The 17029-nt window shown below is 32.7% G+C and carries 16 protein-coding genes; 9 read left to right on the forward strand and 7 right to left on the reverse strand.

The annotated features are described in order from the left end of the window. Positions 1 to 5: 5 nt before the first annotated feature. From HCAN_RS02505 to panC, 7 genes are all read right to left on the reverse strand, one after another. Positions 6 to 647 carry an ABC transporter ATP-binding protein gene (locus HCAN_RS02505; protein ID WP_006655165.1) on the reverse strand — a complete coding sequence of 214 codons (642 nt, stop codon included), beginning with the start codon at positions 645 to 647 and terminating at the stop codon, positions 6 to 8. Positions 648 to 656: 9 nt separating this feature from the next. Next, positions 657 to 1724 (reverse strand): translation elongation factor Ts, encoded by a 1068-nt coding sequence (tsf, locus tag HCAN_RS02510; protein WP_006655166.1) that lies wholly within the window; start codon positions 1722 to 1724, stop codon positions 657 to 659. A gap of 3 nt (positions 1725 to 1727) precedes the next feature. Next, positions 1728 to 2528 carry a 30S ribosomal protein S2 gene (gene rpsB / locus HCAN_RS02515; protein WP_006655167.1) on the reverse strand — a complete coding sequence of 267 codons (801 nt, stop codon included), beginning with the start codon at positions 2526 to 2528 and terminating at the stop codon, positions 1728 to 1730. 226 nt (positions 2529 to 2754) lie between these two features. After that, entirely contained in the window at positions 2755 to 3621 is an 867-nt protein-coding gene (locus tag HCAN_RS02520; protein ID WP_006655168.1) for a phosphate/phosphite/phosphonate ABC transporter substrate-binding protein, read from the reverse strand. 3 nt (positions 3622 to 3624) lie between these two features. Next, positions 3625 to 4758: an acyl-CoA dehydrogenase family protein gene (locus HCAN_RS02525; protein ID WP_006655169.1), complete on the reverse strand. Its 1134-nt coding sequence runs from the start codon at positions 4756 to 4758 to the stop codon at positions 3625 to 3627. 14 nt (positions 4759 to 4772) lie between these two features. Then, positions 4773 to 5960: a DUF455 family protein gene (locus tag HCAN_RS02530; protein WP_006656764.1), complete on the reverse strand. Its 1188-nt coding sequence runs from the start codon at positions 5958 to 5960 to the stop codon at positions 4773 to 4775. Positions 5961 to 6088: 128 nt separating this feature from the next. After that, the gene (panC, locus tag HCAN_RS02535; protein ID WP_006655171.1) at positions 6089 to 6934 is read right to left on the reverse strand and encodes a pantoate--beta-alanine ligase; all 846 of its coding nucleotides are present in this window, start codon (positions 6932 to 6934) and stop codon (positions 6089 to 6091) included. A 267-nt stretch (positions 6935 to 7201) separates the two neighbouring features. Here panC and HCAN_RS02540 point away from each other — a divergent pair, with 267 nt between their 5' ends. Genes HCAN_RS02540 through HCAN_RS02580 form a run of 9 tightly spaced genes read left to right on the forward strand, consistent with a single transcriptional unit; the run spans position 7202 to position 17028 of the window. Continuing rightward, a complete protein-coding gene (locus tag HCAN_RS02540) occupies positions 7202 to 8224 on the forward strand; it encodes a type VI secretion system protein TssA (protein WP_006655172.1) in 1023 nt (340 codons plus the stop codon). Positions 8225 to 8251: 27 nt separating this feature from the next. Next, positions 8252 to 8755, forward strand: a complete 504-nt coding sequence (gene tssB / locus HCAN_RS02545; RefSeq protein WP_006655173.1) for a type VI secretion system contractile sheath small subunit — start codon at positions 8252 to 8254, stop codon at positions 8753 to 8755. Between the two features lie 2 nt (positions 8756 to 8757). Continuing rightward, a complete protein-coding gene (gene tssC, locus HCAN_RS02550) occupies positions 8758 to 10242 on the forward strand; it encodes a type VI secretion system contractile sheath large subunit (protein WP_006655174.1) in 1485 nt (494 codons plus the stop codon). Positions 10243 to 10260: 18 nt separating this feature from the next. Continuing rightward, the gene (locus tag HCAN_RS02555) at positions 10261 to 10755 is read left to right on the forward strand and encodes an Hcp family type VI secretion system effector (protein ID WP_006655175.1); all 495 of its coding nucleotides are present in this window, start codon (positions 10261 to 10263) and stop codon (positions 10753 to 10755) included. 27 nt (positions 10756 to 10782) lie between these two features. Further along, entirely contained in the window at positions 10783 to 11259 is a 477-nt protein-coding gene (locus HCAN_RS02560; RefSeq protein WP_006656765.1) for a GPW/gp25 family protein, read from the forward strand. A 9-nt stretch (positions 11260 to 11268) separates the two neighbouring features. Next, positions 11269 to 13083 (forward strand): type VI secretion system baseplate subunit TssF, encoded by a 1815-nt coding sequence (tssF, locus tag HCAN_RS02565; RefSeq protein ID WP_006655177.1) that lies wholly within the window; start codon positions 11269 to 11271, stop codon positions 13081 to 13083. Continuing rightward, complete coding sequence (tssG, locus tag HCAN_RS02570; protein WP_006656766.1) at positions 13062 to 14108, forward strand: type VI secretion system baseplate subunit TssG; 1047 nt, start codon at positions 13062 to 13064, stop codon at positions 14106 to 14108. Before tssF ends, tssG begins: the two co-directional genes overlap by 22 nt. Then, complete coding sequence (gene tssH / locus HCAN_RS02575) at positions 14105 to 16735, forward strand: type VI secretion system ATPase TssH (RefSeq protein ID WP_006655179.1); 2631 nt, start codon at positions 14105 to 14107, stop codon at positions 16733 to 16735. The genes tssG and tssH overlap by 4 nt, the downstream gene beginning before the upstream one ends. 2 nt (positions 16736 to 16737) lie before the next feature. Further along, positions 16738 to 17028 (forward strand): hypothetical protein, encoded by a 291-nt coding sequence (locus HCAN_RS02580; protein ID WP_006655180.1) that lies wholly within the window; start codon positions 16738 to 16740, stop codon positions 17026 to 17028. Position 17029 lies beyond the last annotated feature (1 nt).

Here is a 17029-nt window from a genome sequence, read left to right on the forward strand (position 1 = left end):
TTGGATTATTCCAGAGTTTTTAGAGTTGTGTTTTCTAGTTTGTAAGCACGGGAGGCTTTGTGTGCTAAAAGGGGATCGTGGGTAACAAAGATTAAAAGTGAATGGTTGGATCGCACATAGCTAAAAAGTGCTTCCATTACATTCATAGCTGTTTCTCTATCAAGATTGCCTGTAGGTTCATCAGCAAAAATAATTTGTGGCTTTTTGGTTAGGATTCTAGCGATAGATAATCTCTGTTGTTGTCCGCCACTTAAAGTGCCGATATTGTGATCTAAAACCTGTTCAATCCCAAAGAGTTCAAGTAGGGATTTATCAATTTTTTCTCCACTTAAAAGCGACGCAACTTGTAGATTCTCATAAGCACTAAAACCTAAAAAAAGATAATGGGATTGAAAAATAATGCCAATTTTTTTACGCCTTAGAGCTAAAAGTTCTTTTTGTGGGAGAGAATAAATGTCTAAATTAAAGAGAGAAACTTCACCCTTTTGGGGCTTTAAAAATGAAGAAAGTAAGTGCAAAAGAGTGCTTTTTCCACTCCCACTTACACCCATTATGGAGATAATCTCACCTTCTTTGGCTTGGAAGTTAAGATTTTCTATAATTGGCTTTTCATAGCCAAAAGAAAGATTTTTGGCTTCTAATAGCATTGTAAGGGATTAACCAAGTTGTGCAGCTACTTCATCAGCAAAGTTGCACTCTTGTTTTTCAATTCCTTCACCTAATTCAAATCGCACATATTCAACTACTTCAATAGAATCACCAAGTTCTTTGCCTTTTTCTGCTAAAACTTGTGCAATTGTTTTTTTGTCATCCATTACAAAGAATTGTCCAAGCAAAGTTAATCTTTGATCAAGCAAAGTTGAATCGGCTTTAAAGCGTTCAATTTGTCCAGGAAGGATTTTATCCCAAATGGCTTCAGGTTTGCCTTGTGCTTTTAAGTCTGCTTTGAGTGCTTCTTCTTGTTTTGCGATAATTTCATCAGTGAGTTCTAATTGGCTAATGTATTGTGGAATTTTATGAAGTGGTTTTCCTAATCGCTTTAATTCTTCATTTTCCTTTTCAAGTTCTGCAATGAGGGCAGTTTTCTCACTTTTGATAAAATCCATATCAAAAGAATGGTAGCTAATTACTTGTGGTTTCATTGCTGCAGCGTGCATACAGAGATTTTTAGTTAAGTCTGCTAGTTTAGCTGCATTTTCTTCTTTTTGACATTTAAGAGCGATGATAACACCAATACGACCATTAGAATGCACATAAGCATTGACGATTCCACTGCCTTTAGCTTCTACTTTTGCGATTCTTCTAACAACAATATTTTCACCAATTTTCGCAATTTGTGTTTTGAGATATTCTTCAAATTTTGTGCCATCTAGATTTAGAGTGTGTAATTCTTCAGCGCTAGAAACATTAGAATCTTGAACCATAGCAATAGTTTTGGCACTTAGCTCTTTAAATCCATCGTTTTTAGCAACAAAGTCTGTTTCAGAGTTGATTTCTACCATACTTGCTTTTTTGAAATCAGGTGAAACTTGAACGCTAATGCTTCCTTCAGCGGCTACTCTATCTGCTTTTTTAGCGGCTTTGCTTAAGCCTTTTTCGCGTAGGTATTCTACAGCTTTTTCTAAGTCTCCATTGGTTTCAACTAGGGCTTTTTTGCAGTCCATCATTCCTGCATCAGTCATTTCTCTTAGTTGTTTAACGAGTTGAGCACTAATTTCTGCCATTTTTTACTCCTTATTTTCAGTGTTTTCTGTGAAATCTTCTTCTTTCATTGCTTCTTCAATTACTTCTTGTTTTTCTTTTTCGCTTGCAGGTTCAGAAACTTCATTATTTTCTGGAATCTCTCCACCAGCGATAGCTCTTCCCTCAGTAATTGCTTCTGCAATTTCTTTACAGAAAAGTTGAATAGAGCGAATTGCATCATCATTTCCAGGAATTGGGTAATCTACCATATCAGGATCGCAGTTTGTATCAAGTGGTGCTACTACAGGAATCCCAAGTCTTCTAGCTTCCGCAACAGCAATTTTTTCTTTAGCCGCATCAATTACAAAAATCATATCAGGTGCTTTTTTAAGTTGTCTTACTCCGCCAAGGTATTGAGTTAATTTCTCTTTTTTTCTTTGAATCATCAACTTTTCTTTCTTAGTTAGCAAATCAATTTGTCCGCTTGATTCCATTTCTTCAATGATTTCAAGTTTGCGAATAGATTTTCTAATAGTAGAGAAGTTAGTGAGCATACCACCAAGCCAACGATAATTAACATAAGGTGCATTTACGCTTTCTGCATATTGTTTAAGTGTTTCACTTGCTTGTTTTTTGGTTCCAACAAACATAATAGTTTTGCCTTCAGCTGCAGCGTCTCTTACGATATTATAAGTGTAGCGGAAGTAACGCAAAGTTTTTTGCAAGTCAATAATGTGAATATTTTTTCTTACACCAAAAATAAATTTTTTCATTTTTGGATTCCAGCGTCTTGTTTGGTGTCCAAAATGCACACCACATTCTAAAAGATCTTTCATTGTTACCATATTTTTCTCCTATTTAATGTTTTTGGTTTTCCCTCCACGCTCCTTAACAAAGTCCAAAAATATAAGGAATTTGCAACCTCACTTAGGATTAGCGTGTGTGAGTTGATAAAAATAAAAGCCTAAAATTATAGCAGAAAAATTTTAAAAAGAGAATAATGAAAAATATAAATTTGGATTTAAAAATTAGCGGACAATAGCCCTAGATTCAAGAGAATCTAGAGTGATTTTAGAGATTGATGAGATTTTGTTCTTGCATAGCTTGAATAATATGATCATATCCACTTAAAATTTGTTGATCACACACTACCCATTGATTAAGCCCCTCAAGCTTCATCATTTGTGAGATTTGTGGATCATTTTTGAGAGTGTTTTGCGAGAGCATCATTGATACAAAAGTATTTTTTAAATCTTCATCAAAGCCCTTAAGGGTAGTGAAATTACAATGGCAGTAATCTTCACTAGCATAAAAGCTTGAAATTTCTGGATAAGTCCCTTCTTGTAAGATTCTAGCCCAAGTCGTTGAGCCAATTGCACCTGCATCAAGGATTCCTGCTTTGATGGCTTCTAATACATCAAATTCGCTTCTACCTGTATCTCCATGTTTGCCAACATCGCTATTATAACGAATAACAGACACAGCTTCATTGGAAGTTTGCAGGGTTGATAAATTTTGCGCTAGTGATTCTTGAATCTTTAAGCCCGCTTTTTGCAAATAAAAAAGAGGCATAATAGCAGCTTGTGCAGAATCTAAGCTTCCAAGTCCAAACTTTTTGCCTTTTAGGGAATGTAGATTGGATATTTTTTCTTGGCTAACAAAAATACTTTTAAATCCGATATCTGTATCGCGCATTAAAATAGCTTCAACATTATCTTTTGTGGCAAATTTAGAGCGTATGTAAGCAACATTGGTATTCCAAGCAATATCAATTTTTTTATTAATAAGCCATTCCACTTGTCTTTCATAATTGCTAAAAAGCACATAATCAAGGCGAATCTTCCCTCCAAAGTAATCATTTGCATAATCTCTAATAGTATCCCAAATAGGCACAATTTGGGGTGCATAGGCTACAGCACCAACTAAAATATTTTTCATTTTTTATCCTTTATTTGTGATAGCATTGCCAAGCCAAATTTTTAAGACATCTAAGCTTGGTGCCATAACTTGACTAGCCATAGCATCTCTTAAGTATTGTTCTAATGGCAAATGTTTGCTATAAGCTTTACCCCCACCAAGTCGCATTGCAAGTTCGCAAATTTCCATAACAAGGTGAGTGGTATTGATTCTGCAAGCAAATATTTTCATAGGAGCATCACTTGCCCCACTATCAAATGCTCTTGCGGCTTCCCTAACAAGTGCAATTTGGCTTTGTGTCTTAGTATAGAGTTCTGCTAAATGTATGCGAACTAATTCATTATCAGCTAAATCTTTACCATCAGAATATTTTCTTGTTAAACAATGTTGTAGAGCACATTCATAGGCTGCCATTCCTACTCCACTATAAACTGCTCCTAAACCAGTTACGAAATACATTGCTACAAGATTGATTTGATTTTCTCCATCGCCCTCAGATCCAAGGAGACAATCTGCCACTTCTAGTTCTACTTGATTGTATTGCACAGGCTTTGAGACATTTCCTCGCATTCCAAATCCATTCCATACGCCTTCTTCATGTGTTAGAGAAGGATGATCGCTAGGGACAATCCAATTGTTTTTCTTACCTTGTAATTTACAAGAATTTGTGTAGGTGAGATAATAATTGGCTTGTTGCGCAGAAGTTACAAAGCTTTTTCTGCCTTCTAAAATGCGTTTTTCTCCTTTTTGAGATTCTGTAATGTCGGGATTCACAAAGTGTGTCCCAGAACCACTTTCGCTATAAGCTAATGCAAAGGTTGCTTCACCTTTTGCGATTTTTGGTAAATACAGAGATTTTTGATGTGCGGTGCCATAGTGAGATACACAGGCAGTGGCAACATTGTGCATCATATAACAAAGTGCAGTTGAGGCATTAAAACGCGCTAGGTTATAGCACACTTCAGCGTGATCTAAATTATTGCCCTGCAAACCACCATATTCTTTAGGCACAAGCAGCCCCATAAAACCTTGTTGTTTGAGTGCTTCATAGGCTTCTTTAGGGAATCTTGCTTCTTGATCAATTTCCTTTGTGTAGGGCAATATAAATTGCTCACCTAGTTTTTGTATTTTTTCTTCTAAATTTTCTAAAGTTGGCATTATTTTCCTTTTAATTACATAAAATTTGGTGTGTGAGAGCGACTAAGTTCTCTTGCTAATTCCTCATCAATCCCACATTCTATTAATCTTTTAGTTCGGTTTTTTTCCATTTTTTGTTTTAGATTGACTACTGCTTCAAATCCGTGCGAAATTTTTTTCTCTTCTTTAGCGTAGAGTATGGCTAATGATTCAAGCAATAAAGAGGATTCATCACTTTGATTATCAAGATAATTTTTTCTTCTAAAGACTGCTTCTTTGAGAATCTCTATTTTGGTAGGATTTTGAGCAATAGCATTTTTAATGTGATTCATTCCATAAGCAACATGTCTAATTTCATCTCGTCTTGCTAGATTTAAGAGTTTAGCACTTTGTAAATCTCCTAAGTTTTCAAAACAATTTTCAAGAAATTTTAAAAGATCAATAAAAGTTCCTTCCCCCATAATATGAAGTAAAAAGCTTGATTTAAAATAATCTTTTTCTTCCCATAGGCTATAAAGACTTTGTTGTGTGGTTAGGGTTGAATATTGCACACCAAGTCCTGTAGCATTTGCCCTTTTGATAAAAGATTCAATATGTCTTCCTTCATCGCCTATGATGCTTGAAAGCACTAAAGGTGCAGCCGTAAAAAAAGGAGAGATTTGTGCTAAAAAGCGACTAGGGATATAGAGTGCTGAAAACTCATTTTCGGTTAAATAAGTCATAATTTGTGCGATTGCAAATTCTAATTTTGGTTCAAATGTCGGAATTTCACTCCATTGAATATCCGTTGTGGCATTCCATTGAGCTTTTTTTGCTTCTTCATAGAGCTGCTCCATATTGCCCGCATAAATTTCATTTTTATTATTTAATGGAAAATGATATTGTGGGCTTGCTAATTCAATGGATACTCCACTTGGAGCAAGTCCTTGATGAGGTGGAGAAAGCATAGAATTAGGATCAAATGTCGCAAATCTAGTGGGGGATTCTTTTTGCATAATATAAGCAAAACTTGAATTATTCTCATTGTGGAGCGGAATCTTTTTTAAAAATAATTCCCCCTTGAAGCGACACCAAGCAATTAAGTCATTTTCTAAATTATCATATTGACTAATAATTTCTATTATATCACCATTTTGAGAAAGCAAAAAGGCATTTTCAAGTCGCATAAAAAAGAGTGGTCCTGTTTGGATTTCACCCATAAAAATACACGATTTTTGCTGCATTAAATAACCCAATAAATTAAGTTACACCAAGATAAGAAGACTTGTTGCCTTTCACACGGAAAGCTTTATGAAAGGGGTATGTTATAGCGACTTTGCTTAAAATTTAGTTAATTTAAACTTTGTAGAATCTATAACCATAGATTATCTAATAATCGCACTCCTTCTACTTTTGCTACTACTAGAATCAATGTAGAATCTTTTTGGATTCTTGGAATTTCTTGAAGATTTTTATTAATAATGACAAAATATTCTACTTCTAAGTCTTGCAAGATTTCTAAAGCGGCTTGTTTGATTTTTGTTGATTCTGTTTCGCCAAGCATAATCATTTTTGTTGCCATATTTAAAGAATGAGAGATTTTTAAAGCCTTTTTCTTGCCTTCTTCGCTTAAATAAGCATTGCGGGAGCTAAGTGCTAATCCTTCTTGAGTGCGGACAATCGGACAGGGTATAATTTCTATAGGTAAAAATAAATCTTCTACCATTTTTTGGATAATGAGCAGTTGTTGGGCATCTTTTTTGCCAAAAAAGGCTTTATTGGCTTGTGTGAGATTAAAGAGTTTATGCACGACTTGTAAGACACCATTGAAGTGATTAGGGCGTGTTTTTCCCTCTAGTGTGTTTGCCATTGCACTTGGTGCATTAAAGGTGGTTTGAAAATTTTTATCTAAAGGGTAGATTTCCTCAATCTCAGGCATAAAAACAACATCTACTTTGGCTTTTTGGCAAATGCTTAAATCGGCTTCCTTTTTGCGTGGATATTTATCAAAATCTTCATTAGCACCAAATTGCGTTGGATTAACAAAGATAGAAACAAGGGTGCAATCACAAGATTCTTGACTAGTCTTTATTAGCGATAGATGTCCGTTGTGTAAAGCACCCATTGTGGGGACTAGCCCAAGAGTATGGTGTGGATTTTGTTGTTTGTAATGGCGGATAAAATCGTGTAATTCTTTCGTTGTTGTAAAAATTTCCATTTGGGTAGTCTTTATAGTGAAGTAAAGCGAAATTATACTACAAAGTTTTCTTGATTGACTTAAGATTGTTTAAAAAGAAAGTTGCAAGAATGATTCTGGAATCTTGTTAGCTTTTGCGTTAAAAAATAGTGATATAGGGAATTATAATTTTGTTTTTGAGTTTATATGAAATTAATAAAATTTTTATTTTAAATTTGGTGTATATGCTAACCTTTTGAGAGTATTTTTGAGAACTTAATAATTTTGATAGGTAACAGGTTTAGTGTCATGGAGTTAGATTTTTTAACAGTTTTTGTTTCAGATGAAAATAAAGCTGGCAAAGATGAAGAATATAGTGTTCTTTATATGGATATGGAAAATTTAATTAACGAAACCTCTCAGGTTGAGAATATTGGCAATAAACCATTAGATTATAAAAAACTTGAAAATATTTGCCTTGAGCTTTGGAAAACGACAAGAGACTTAAGGGTTGCTGTTTATTTGACATTCGCGCAATCTCAACTTAATGGTTTGAGAGGTTTATATGAAGGTGTTTCCCTTGTAGAATGGCTGATTGTAAATTTATGGGAGGAAATGTATCCAGCACTAGATCCTGAAGATGATAAGGATCCTACTGAAAGATTAAATATTTTACAAATTCTCTCACCTAACATGATGCAAAGTCAAGGAATATCTCTTTTTTTAATTGCTTTGCGCGATATTAAATTATTTAAAGAACTTTCATATACTTTGAGAGATTTATTATTTGTTCAAGGGGAAATTGAAAGTGTCAGCCACGATATTAATACTTCAGTGTTTTATAATGAAACTAGAATGGCTTCAAAAAATGAAATAGAAGAAAATATTTCTTTATTGAATATGATATTAAGTGTGCTTGAACATATAGATAGTGTAATTTATGAAAAAACATATCAAAATTATTCCTTTTCTTTTGATGCCCTTAAACGAGATTTAACTATTTTGTTAAAATTTTATAATTCTCTTCAGTCCAATGAGGTTACTTTTAATAGCGAGGAATTTGTTGATGAGAATAACCAAAAAGAATCAAAAATAGCTCTTGGAAATTGTTTGGATATAAATACTTACATCCCTCAAAATAGACAAGAATCTTTACTTCTTGTGCAAAGAAGTATCGAATATTTTAGAAAATATGAACCAACAAATCCAGCACCTTTCTTACTTGAAAGGGCACTTAGAATTGCTGAGATGAATTTTATTGATTTGTTAAAAGATATAGAACCGAGCTATGTCGATAGAATTAAAGATGTTTTAGGTGTATCTAAAGAATAAGATTAAATTAGAATATAAGGAGAAATAGTGTCTAGTGGTCAAAAATTTATTGGTAAAAATAGGGCTCCTAGGGTTCAAGTTGAATATGATGTTGAATTATATGGAGCAGAAAAGAAGGTCAATTTACCTTTTGTAATGGGTGTCTTGTCTGATTTGTCAGGAAAATCAGAGGTTGTCACTAAGGTAGATGAAAAGAAGTTTATTGGAATTGATGTTGATAATTTTAATGAGGTAATGAAAAACATTAAACCAAGAGTGGCTTTTATGGTTCCAAATCAGATTACAGGAGAAGGGCAAATTGCCATAGATATGACTTTTACTAATATGGATGATTTTTCACCTGCCGTAATTGCTGAAAAAGTAGATGGTTTAAATCAGCTTTTGGTGGCGAGAAAGCAACTTGCTAATTTATTAAGTTATATGGATGGAAAAGCTGGTGCTGAAGAGCTTTTAAATAAAATTTTATCAGATCCAGAATTGCTTAATGCATTGGGTGCTAAAAAAGATGATGATAAGAAATATAAGGAGTAAAGATGGTAGAAAGTAATAGTGAAAAAAGCCTTGATGCTAAAACTTTCGAGCTTAATGATTTTGAAAAATTATTAAATCAAGAATTTCAGCCAAAATCCGAAGAAGCAAATGAGGCTGTGCATAGTGCTGTAAAGACATTGATTGCAGAAGCTTTACAAAATGCAAATTTGATTAAAGGTGGAGTAATCAATACTATAGAAGGTATTATTGCTGAGCTTGATAAAAAACTCAGTATGCAAATTAATGAAATTATTCACCACGATGATTTTCAGAGTATGGAGAGTGCTTGGAGAGGACTTTATTTTTTGGTTAATAATACTGCATCAAGTGAAAGTCTTAAAATTAAAGTATTAAACATAAGTAAAAATGAGTTGGGAAAAACTCTTAAAAAATACAAAGGTACCGCTTGGGATCAAAGTCCTTTATTTAAGAAGATTTATGAAGAAGAGTATGGTACTGCGGGTGGAGAACCTTTTGGAGCTCTCATTGGTGATTATTATTTTAATCAAACAGCGCCTGATGTTGATCTTTTAAGAAGTATGGCTCAAATTGCAGCAGCTTCACATGCTCCTTTTATTTCTAGTGTGGATCCATCGATGATGAATCTAAACTCATGGCAAGAATTGGCTAATCCTAGGGATATTAGCAAAATATTTTCTACTCCAGAATATGCAGTATGGAGAAGTTTTAGAGAATCGGATGATAGTAGATATGTAGCTTTAACTCTTCCTAGAATGTTAAGTCGTTTGCCTTATGGAGTTAATACCAATCCCGTTGAAGAATTTGCGTTTGAAGAAGATACTGGAAGTGGGGATAGTGCAAAATATTCTTGGATGAATGCTGCTTATGGTATGGGGGTTAATATTAATCGTTCTTTTGCTGAATATGGTTGGTGTGCAAGAATTCGAGGTGTTGAAAGTGGTGGTATAGTTGAATCTTTGCCAATGCATACTTTTCCGTCTGATGAAGGTGGCATAATGGCTAAATGTCCAACAGAAATAGCTATTACTGATAGAAGAGAAGCTGAGCTTTCTAAAAATGGTTTTCTACCACTTTGTTATTGGAAAAATACGGATTATGCTGTATTTTTAGGAGGGCAAACTGTCAATAAACCACAAGAGTATGACAATAAAGATGCTACAGCAAATGCAAATCTATCAGCACGATTACCTTATATTTTTGCAGTCAGCCGTTTTGCTCATTATTTAAAATGTATAGTAAGAGATAAACTTGGGTCTTTTAAAGAAAGACAAGATATGCAAAATTGGCTTAGTAATTGGATTAGTAATTATGTTACAAGTGATCCAAATGCTCCAGAAGAAGTAAAGGCTAAATATCCTCTAGCTGAAGCCAAGGTTGAAGTGGATACTATTGAAGGGCAGCCTGGTTATTATAGTGCAAAATTTTACATGAGACCACATTATCAATTAGAAGGATTAACTTCATCATTGAGATTGGTTTCAAAATTGCCCAGTGGGCAAAAATAAATAAAATAAGGAGATATTATGGTTACAGATTTTTTTATTAAAATTGATGGAATTGATGGTGAGTCAACTGAACAAAATCATCAAAAATGGATTGAAGTGATTGATTTTGGACATGGGGCAACTCAAAATGTTGCTTTGGGAAAAACTTATGAAATTTCTGGGCGTGGACATCTTACACCTTTTTATTTCACTCATATGGTAGATAAGGCAACTCCTAAATTGCAACATTATTGTATGACTGGACAAAAAATTAATAAGGTTGAATTTCAGGTTTGTCGATCAATAGGTAATTCTCAAGTATCTGTCTATGAGGTAACTTTAGAGAGTGTTAAAATTGCAAAGGCAGAGATTAATACAGTTTCGCGTGTTATTGATGCAGAAACTGCTTATCAAGCTGTAGAGAGAGTTGAATTTATAGCAGGTAAGATTACTTGGAAAGTAACACCAATAAAATCTGACAATACAAAAGATGGTGCAGTTGAAGCTTCTTTTGACCAAACAATAAATAGTTAATTTTAATAACGGAGTTTATCATTAGTGATGATTGGAAATGATGTTAAAAAAAACACAACAAATGGGAGTGGATTTTTACCATATACGCTTTCAAAAATCATTAATGATAGCTCACTTTTATTATCCAAAACTATTAATGTTGAACTATTAGAGCAAGATATTATAAACAATCTTAAAATGATATTTTCTTCAAAATCTCACCTAGATGTTAAAGATGAATTAATTAGCACAAGTGTATTATGCATGGGTTTAAAAGATTTTTCTGGAGAGCAAGTTACAGATGATATAATAAAAGCATTCAAGGATCGGCTTTTAGAACAAATTTCTTTTTTTGAACCTAGAATTAAAGTTGATGATATCAGTATTAAAAATTTAAATGACAATAAACATATCTACCAAATTGAAATTGATGCACTTTATAATTTGCCTTTGTTAGATGGCGGATTAAATTTGAAAGTAAACTTTGATTTTGAAACAGGTAGTAGTGTTTTTGAAAATATATAAAGATATATAATGAGTAAGCAATTTTTAGATTTTTATTTAAAAAATTTAAATTATATAAAAAGTTCAGCTGCAGAGTTTGCTAAAGAGTTTCCAAAAATCGCATCAAAACTTGACATATCGCAGTTTGAAAGCGAGGATCCTTTTATAGAAAGGCTTTTAGAAGGTACGGCATTTTTAGCAGCGCGTGTTGATGAGAAAATTTCATCAGGCTTCCCTAGGATGCTTGAATCTCTTTTATATTCTCTTTCTTCTAAGAGTTTATTTCCCATCCCATCTTATGCTATTGTTGAGCTTATCCCTAATTATTCAAATATGACTCATGATGTATCTTATATAGACAAAGAAGAAATTTTTAAATTTGATAGTTCCTTGCAAGGAGAATCTTGTAGATATACACCTGTGTGGGAAAGTCCCATTTATCCTTTTAATATTGTAGATAGTATCTATACCGACAGAGATATTGAGAATTTGGGAATAAGTGAGGAATTATCTGCTATTTTGATTCTAAAATTAGAAATGATTGCGCCTTTATATTTTTCAGATTTGAAGCTTTTAAATATTGATTTTTTTTTAAATATGAATGAAGTTGATGCTTCTACCTTAATTTCGCACTTATTTTCAAATATAGTTGAAATTTATGTAAAAAATAGTGATACAGGAGAAATTATTAAAAAGGAAAGTTGCAAATTTAGCTTAACGGCTCTTGAGAGTGGTATTAGAAATTTTAACTCTTATACCAATGAGATTTCGGGTTTGCTTGGTTTTGAAGAATATTTTTCTTATATTGATTTATTTAAATTTTGTAGATTGACAGATAAGGATCAATTGTTTTTAGATATGCAGAGTAAAAATGTAGAATTGATTTTTGGTTTTAATAAAAAAAATAATGATTTAAAAAATATTATCTCAAAAGATGCTATAAAGCTAAATTATATTCCTTTGATTAATATATTTAAAATGCGTTCAAGTAGGATGATTGTAGAGCAACAAGTGGAGTATCATATTGTTCCTGATGTTACTAATGCTTTAAATTACGAAGTTTATGATATAGAGCGAGTAGATTTTTATAACGCCTCAAATGAAAAGATTTTTAGTGCTAAACCTTTTTATCATGTTGATAATGATTTGCTACCAGGGCAAAAATATGATTATTTTTCTCTATACAGAAAGGATAAGCAGATAGGTTTGAATTCTTATAGAAGTAATTATTTGGGGCAAGAGGTTTTTATAAGTATTGCAGGAGAAAATTGGCACAATAATTATGAAAATATTCAGCAACTAAGTGCTGAACTTTTATGCACAAATAGAGATTTGCCAATTTTTTTAAAAGAAGGCATTAAAGCAAATGTTCAAAACAATCAAATTCAAGCGGCTAGTTTAGTTTATACTCCAAGTAAGCCAAAAAAGTCTTTGATTTCAAATAAAGAAGAAAATTGGGAGAAATTGCTTTATGTTATGTTAAATCTTTCAAGCATTTTATGGAGAAATGGTGATATACCTTTGCATATAATTCGTAATATTATCCAATGTTATTCTGCTTTATCGCTTGATGAAACTGAAAGAATAGCTAATGCTATTGTCGCAATAAAAACTAAACTTAAAAATTTTAGGTTTGTATGTAATCATAGTGTATTTTATGAGCAGGGTTGGCAGATTGATGTTGAGTTTAGCGAACAAAAGGTGCAAGATGTCGGTTATTTTTTGTTTGCTTGTGTTTTGTGGAATTTTTTCAAGCAATTTAGTCCTTTAAATTCCCATATAGAAATGAATTTATATACTCAAGAACAAGGTTTTATTGTGAGATGGACAACATTGGAAAATTAAGTAGAAATTTTGCAAAGAAAAGTGCTAATCGCGAAAAAGTTCCAGATTTTTTTACGATTGTTAGATATATAGAAAATAACAATTTGTCAAAATCAAAAGTAGGCAAAGCTCCAAATATTCAAAGTGAGATTGTGCGTTTTTCTCAATTGCCACATTTGAAATTTCCCGAAAATGAAATTGCTAATATTTCTGTCATTAATGGAGTTCCTTTAGTAACTGTTTATTTTTTTGGCTTGTTAGGACCTAATGCACCGATGCCTTTGGAATTTACCGATTTTGTGTTAAAAAGAACTCTAAGTTACTATGATTTAAGTTTGCAGCGTTTTTTGGACATCATTCACAATAGAATGTTAGCACTTTATTATAGAGCTTGGGCTTTGAGTAATCAAGCTGTCAGTGAAGATCGTGAGAATCAAATTTATACCAAAATAATAAGTGCTTTTTCGGGGAATAGTGAATTTATATATAAAAATCCGAAAAATTCTATTCCACGCGACACGCAAATGGCTTATGTGCATTTTTTAAGTAAGCGCACGAGAGGCAGAGATGGTTTGGAAAAAATTCTTTCGAATTTTTTTCATATTCCTTTTAAGGTGATACCTTATGTTAATACTAGACATATGATTCCTAAAGAATTTTTATATCAATTAGGAAGTGATAAAAAATCTATTTTAGGGGTAAATATTCAAATTGGGTCACACTATTTTAGCAATACTAAAAAAATTATTTTAGAAGTAGGAGAAATTAGTCTTGATGAATGCAAAAAAATGCTTCCAGGTAGCGTGGGATTTAAGCGTTTAAGGCAACTTGTAAATTTGTATGTTAATAAGCCTCTGAGATATGGTATTCGTTTTATCATTAAAAAGAATTCTGATTTTAGGGGATATTTGACAGGCAAAAATGCCTTGGGCATTAATATGTGGTTGGTAAGTAAAAATTGTAAGACACCAGAATCAGTTATAGTGGTCAATGCCTTTAATTGGAGTAAAAAAATTCATAATGATTCATATGAGGAGTTTAAATGAGTAAAATTAAAAGGATACATCTCTTTTCAAAATTAAGTAAGATAAGCTATCAAGCATTAGAAAGTGCGACTATTTTATGTAAAAATAGAGGCAATTCTTATGTGGAATTAGCACATTGGATTAATCAACTTATGTTAGAAGAGAATACGGATTGTTCGTATATTGTTGATTTTTTTGAGCTTGATAAGAATAAAATAACAAAAGATTTAATTTCATATTTAGATAAATTACCAAAAGGTTCATCAAGTATCGAGGATTTTTCTAACGATATAGAATTGGCTATCAAAGAAGCTTGGATGATTAGTTCAATAGTGTTTGATTTTGATAAAATTCGGAGCGGAAGTTTATTGCTTGCCTTAAAACAAAATTCAAATCTAATTTCTAAACTTCACGATATGAGTCATGAATTCATCAAAATTAATGCAGATGTTTTGCAAGATAAGTTTAAAGAAATAACAAAAGGAAGTGTTGAAGTAAATGAAAGTTATTCAAATGTTTCAAATGCTACTAAATCAGATCCGAATTTAAATAATAATGATGTTTTATCATTATATACCATAGACTTAACGCAAAAAGCCAAAGAAGGTAAAATTGATGAAATAGTAGGAAGAGATAAAGAAATAAGACAGGCTATAGATATTTTAATAAGACGCAGACAAAATAATCCTATATTAACTGGTGAAGCTGGGGTGGGAAAAACTGCAATTGCCGAAGGTTTAGCGGTTAGACTTGCAAAAAATGAAGTTCCAAGCATTCTTAAAGGATATGTTTTAAGAAGCCTTGATATAGGACTTCTGCAAGCTGGAGCTAGTATGAAAGGTGAATTTGAAGAAAGATTAAAAAAAGTTATTGAAGCAGTCCAAAATTCAAGCACACCTATAATACTATTTATTGATGAGGCTCACACTTTAATTGGGGCAGGTGGAACTGCTGGGCAAAATGATGCTGCAAATTTATTAAAGCCTGCTTTAGCGCGTGGAGAATTAAGATGTTTAGCAGCTACAACTTGGCAGGAGTATATTAAGTATTTTGAAAAAGATCCGGCACTTTCTAGGCGTTTTCAAAATATTTCTGTAGAAGAACCAGATGATGAAAAATGCATACAAATGATGAGAAGCATAGCAAAGTCTTTGGAAAAATTTCATCATGTAACTATTACAAATGAAGCTATAATAGCAAGTGTAAAGCTTTCTAGGAGATATTTGCCTTCTAGAAAGTTGCCTGATAAATCTACAAGCATATTAGATACTGCAAGTGCTAGAGTTGCTCTTAGTCAATCAAGTATGCCTGAAAGTTTAGAGATTCTTATAAAAAAAATAGAAAGCAAACAGCTTGAAAAAGAAATTTTATTAAGAGAGGAGCGTGAGGGTATAGATCACTCTGAATCCTTAAAATTGATTGATATGGAGCTTGTTAAGTTAGAACAAGAAAAGCAGAGTTTGGAAGCAAAGTTTGATAAAGAAAAAGAAGCTATACAAGAATATAAAGAATTAAGAACTAAACTATTAAATGAGCAGGATGAGAATGAATTAGAAAAATTTAAAGAAAAACTCAATGATAGTCGTGGAAAGATAGCACAAATCCAAGGTGAAAATCCGATGATTTTGCCTGTTGTAGATGCACAAGCTATAGCGGCGATTATCTCAGAATGGACTGGGATTCCACTAGGCAGAATGATCAAAGATGAAGCAAAATCTATTTTGGCTTTGGAAGAGGAATTAGCTAAAAATATCATAGGGCAAAATCATAGCCTTAGTTTGATTGCCAAAAGCATTATTACCGCAAAGGCAAATTTAGCAGATCCTCAAAAACCGCAAGCTATTTTTATGTTGGCAGGTCCTTCTGGAGTTGGGAAAACTGAAACTGCTTTGAGTATAGCTCAAATGGTGTATGGAAGTCGCGATAATATTATTACCATAAATATGAGTGAATTTCAAGAAGCACACACTGTTTCAACACTAAAAGGCGCACCTCCGGGTTATGTAGGATATGGCGAAGGTGGAGTTCTTACTGAAGCGGTAAGGAAAAAACCTTACAGCGTTATTTTGCTTGATGAAATTGAAAAAGCCCATCATGATATTCATGAGATATTTTTCCAAGTTTTTGACAAAGGAAGAATGGAAGATGGTGCAGGAAGGTTGGTTGATTTTAGAAATACTATTATCATACTTACAACTAATGTTGGGGATAGTGAAATATTTGATTTATGTGAGGATGGTAATTATCCAAAACCTGAAATTTTAGAGCGTGCCATAAGACCTGTAATGCAAAAAGTTTTTCCAGCAGCTTTACTTGGAAGGCTTGTTGTTGTGCCTTATTATCCGCTCAATAAAGAAGCTTTGCATAAAATTATAGATTTAAAACTTCAAAAGATTATTCAAAGAATTCAAGAGTATTACAAGGCAGAATTTGCCTATGATGTAAGTTTAAAAGATGAAATTATGACAAGATGTAATAATATAGCTTCAGGAGCAAGAATGATTGATGCTATAATTAATAATGAAATTTTGCCCAATATTAGTATAAAATTTTTACAAAATAACTTGGAAACTAAAAAAATTAGTAAAGTTTTTTTGGAAGTTAAAAATGGGGAGATTTCTTACCAATTTGAATATAAAAAGGATTAGAGATGCCAAATCCAATTGCTACTTTAACTAGCACTAGCGCTACAAGTGATCTTGTAGTATCGCCGGGGTTTGTTAAATACTTATGTAAAGGTATGCCTGTTAGTTTGGTTGGAGATTCCATATCTGGTGCAAATTGTGTGGGTGTAATTTCAAACACTACTGCAATAAAATACACTTATGGCGGTAAGCCTCGAGCTGTAGTTACTAGTATGATTACAGGTAGCAATCCTGTTACTGGTGTCCCTATAAGTGTGCCTGTAGCTTTTTCTAATGTTGTTAATATTTTATCTTAGG

Origin of the sequence: Helicobacter canadensis MIT 98-5491, assembly GCF_000162575.1 — a bacterium.
Taxonomy (GTDB): domain Bacteria; phylum Campylobacterota; class Campylobacteria; order Campylobacterales; family Helicobacteraceae; genus Helicobacter_D; species Helicobacter_D canadensis.

Excerpts from the sequence above, each read along its gene's own strand:
- HCAN_RS02505 (WP_006655165.1), bottom strand. The coding sequence starts at position 647 with ATGCTATTAGAAGCCAAAAATCTTTCTTTTGGCTATGAAAAGCCAATT.
- tsf (WP_006655166.1), bottom strand. The coding sequence starts at position 1,724 with ATGGCAGAAATTAGTGCTCAACTCGTTAAACAACTAAGAGAAATGACT.
- rpsB (WP_006655167.1), bottom strand. The coding sequence starts at position 2,528 with ATGGTAACAATGAAAGATCTTTTAGAATGTGGTGTGCATTTTGGACAC.
- HCAN_RS02520 (WP_006655168.1), bottom strand. The coding sequence starts at position 3,621 with ATGAAAAATATTTTAGTTGGTGCTGTAGCCTATGCACCCCAAATTGTG.
- HCAN_RS02525 (WP_006655169.1), bottom strand. The coding sequence starts at position 4,758 with ATGCCAACTTTAGAAAATTTAGAAGAAAAAATACAAAAACTAGGTGAG.
- HCAN_RS02530 (WP_006656764.1), bottom strand. The coding sequence starts at position 5,960 with ATGCAGCAAAAATCGTGTATTTTTATGGGTGAAATCCAAACAGGACCA.
- panC (WP_006655171.1), bottom strand. The coding sequence starts at position 6,934 with ATGGAAATTTTTACAACAACGAAAGAATTACACGATTTTATCCGCCAT.
- HCAN_RS02540 (WP_006655172.1), top strand. The coding sequence starts at position 7,202 with ATGGAGTTAGATTTTTTAACAGTTTTTGTTTCAGATGAAAATAAAGCT.
- tssC (WP_006655174.1), top strand. The coding sequence starts at position 8,758 with ATGGTAGAAAGTAATAGTGAAAAAAGCCTTGATGCTAAAACTTTCGAG.
- HCAN_RS02555 (WP_006655175.1), top strand. The coding sequence starts at position 10,261 with ATGGTTACAGATTTTTTTATTAAAATTGATGGAATTGATGGTGAGTCA.
- HCAN_RS02560 (WP_006656765.1), top strand. The coding sequence starts at position 10,783 with ATGATTGGAAATGATGTTAAAAAAAACACAACAAATGGGAGTGGATTT.
- tssF (WP_006655177.1), top strand. The coding sequence starts at position 11,269 with ATGAGTAAGCAATTTTTAGATTTTTATTTAAAAAATTTAAATTATATA.
- tssG (WP_006656766.1), top strand. The coding sequence starts at position 13,062 with ATGGACAACATTGGAAAATTAAGTAGAAATTTTGCAAAGAAAAGTGCT.
- tssH (WP_006655179.1), top strand. The coding sequence starts at position 14,105 with ATGAGTAAAATTAAAAGGATACATCTCTTTTCAAAATTAAGTAAGATA.
- HCAN_RS02580 (WP_006655180.1), top strand. The coding sequence starts at position 16,738 with ATGCCAAATCCAATTGCTACTTTAACTAGCACTAGCGCTACAAGTGAT.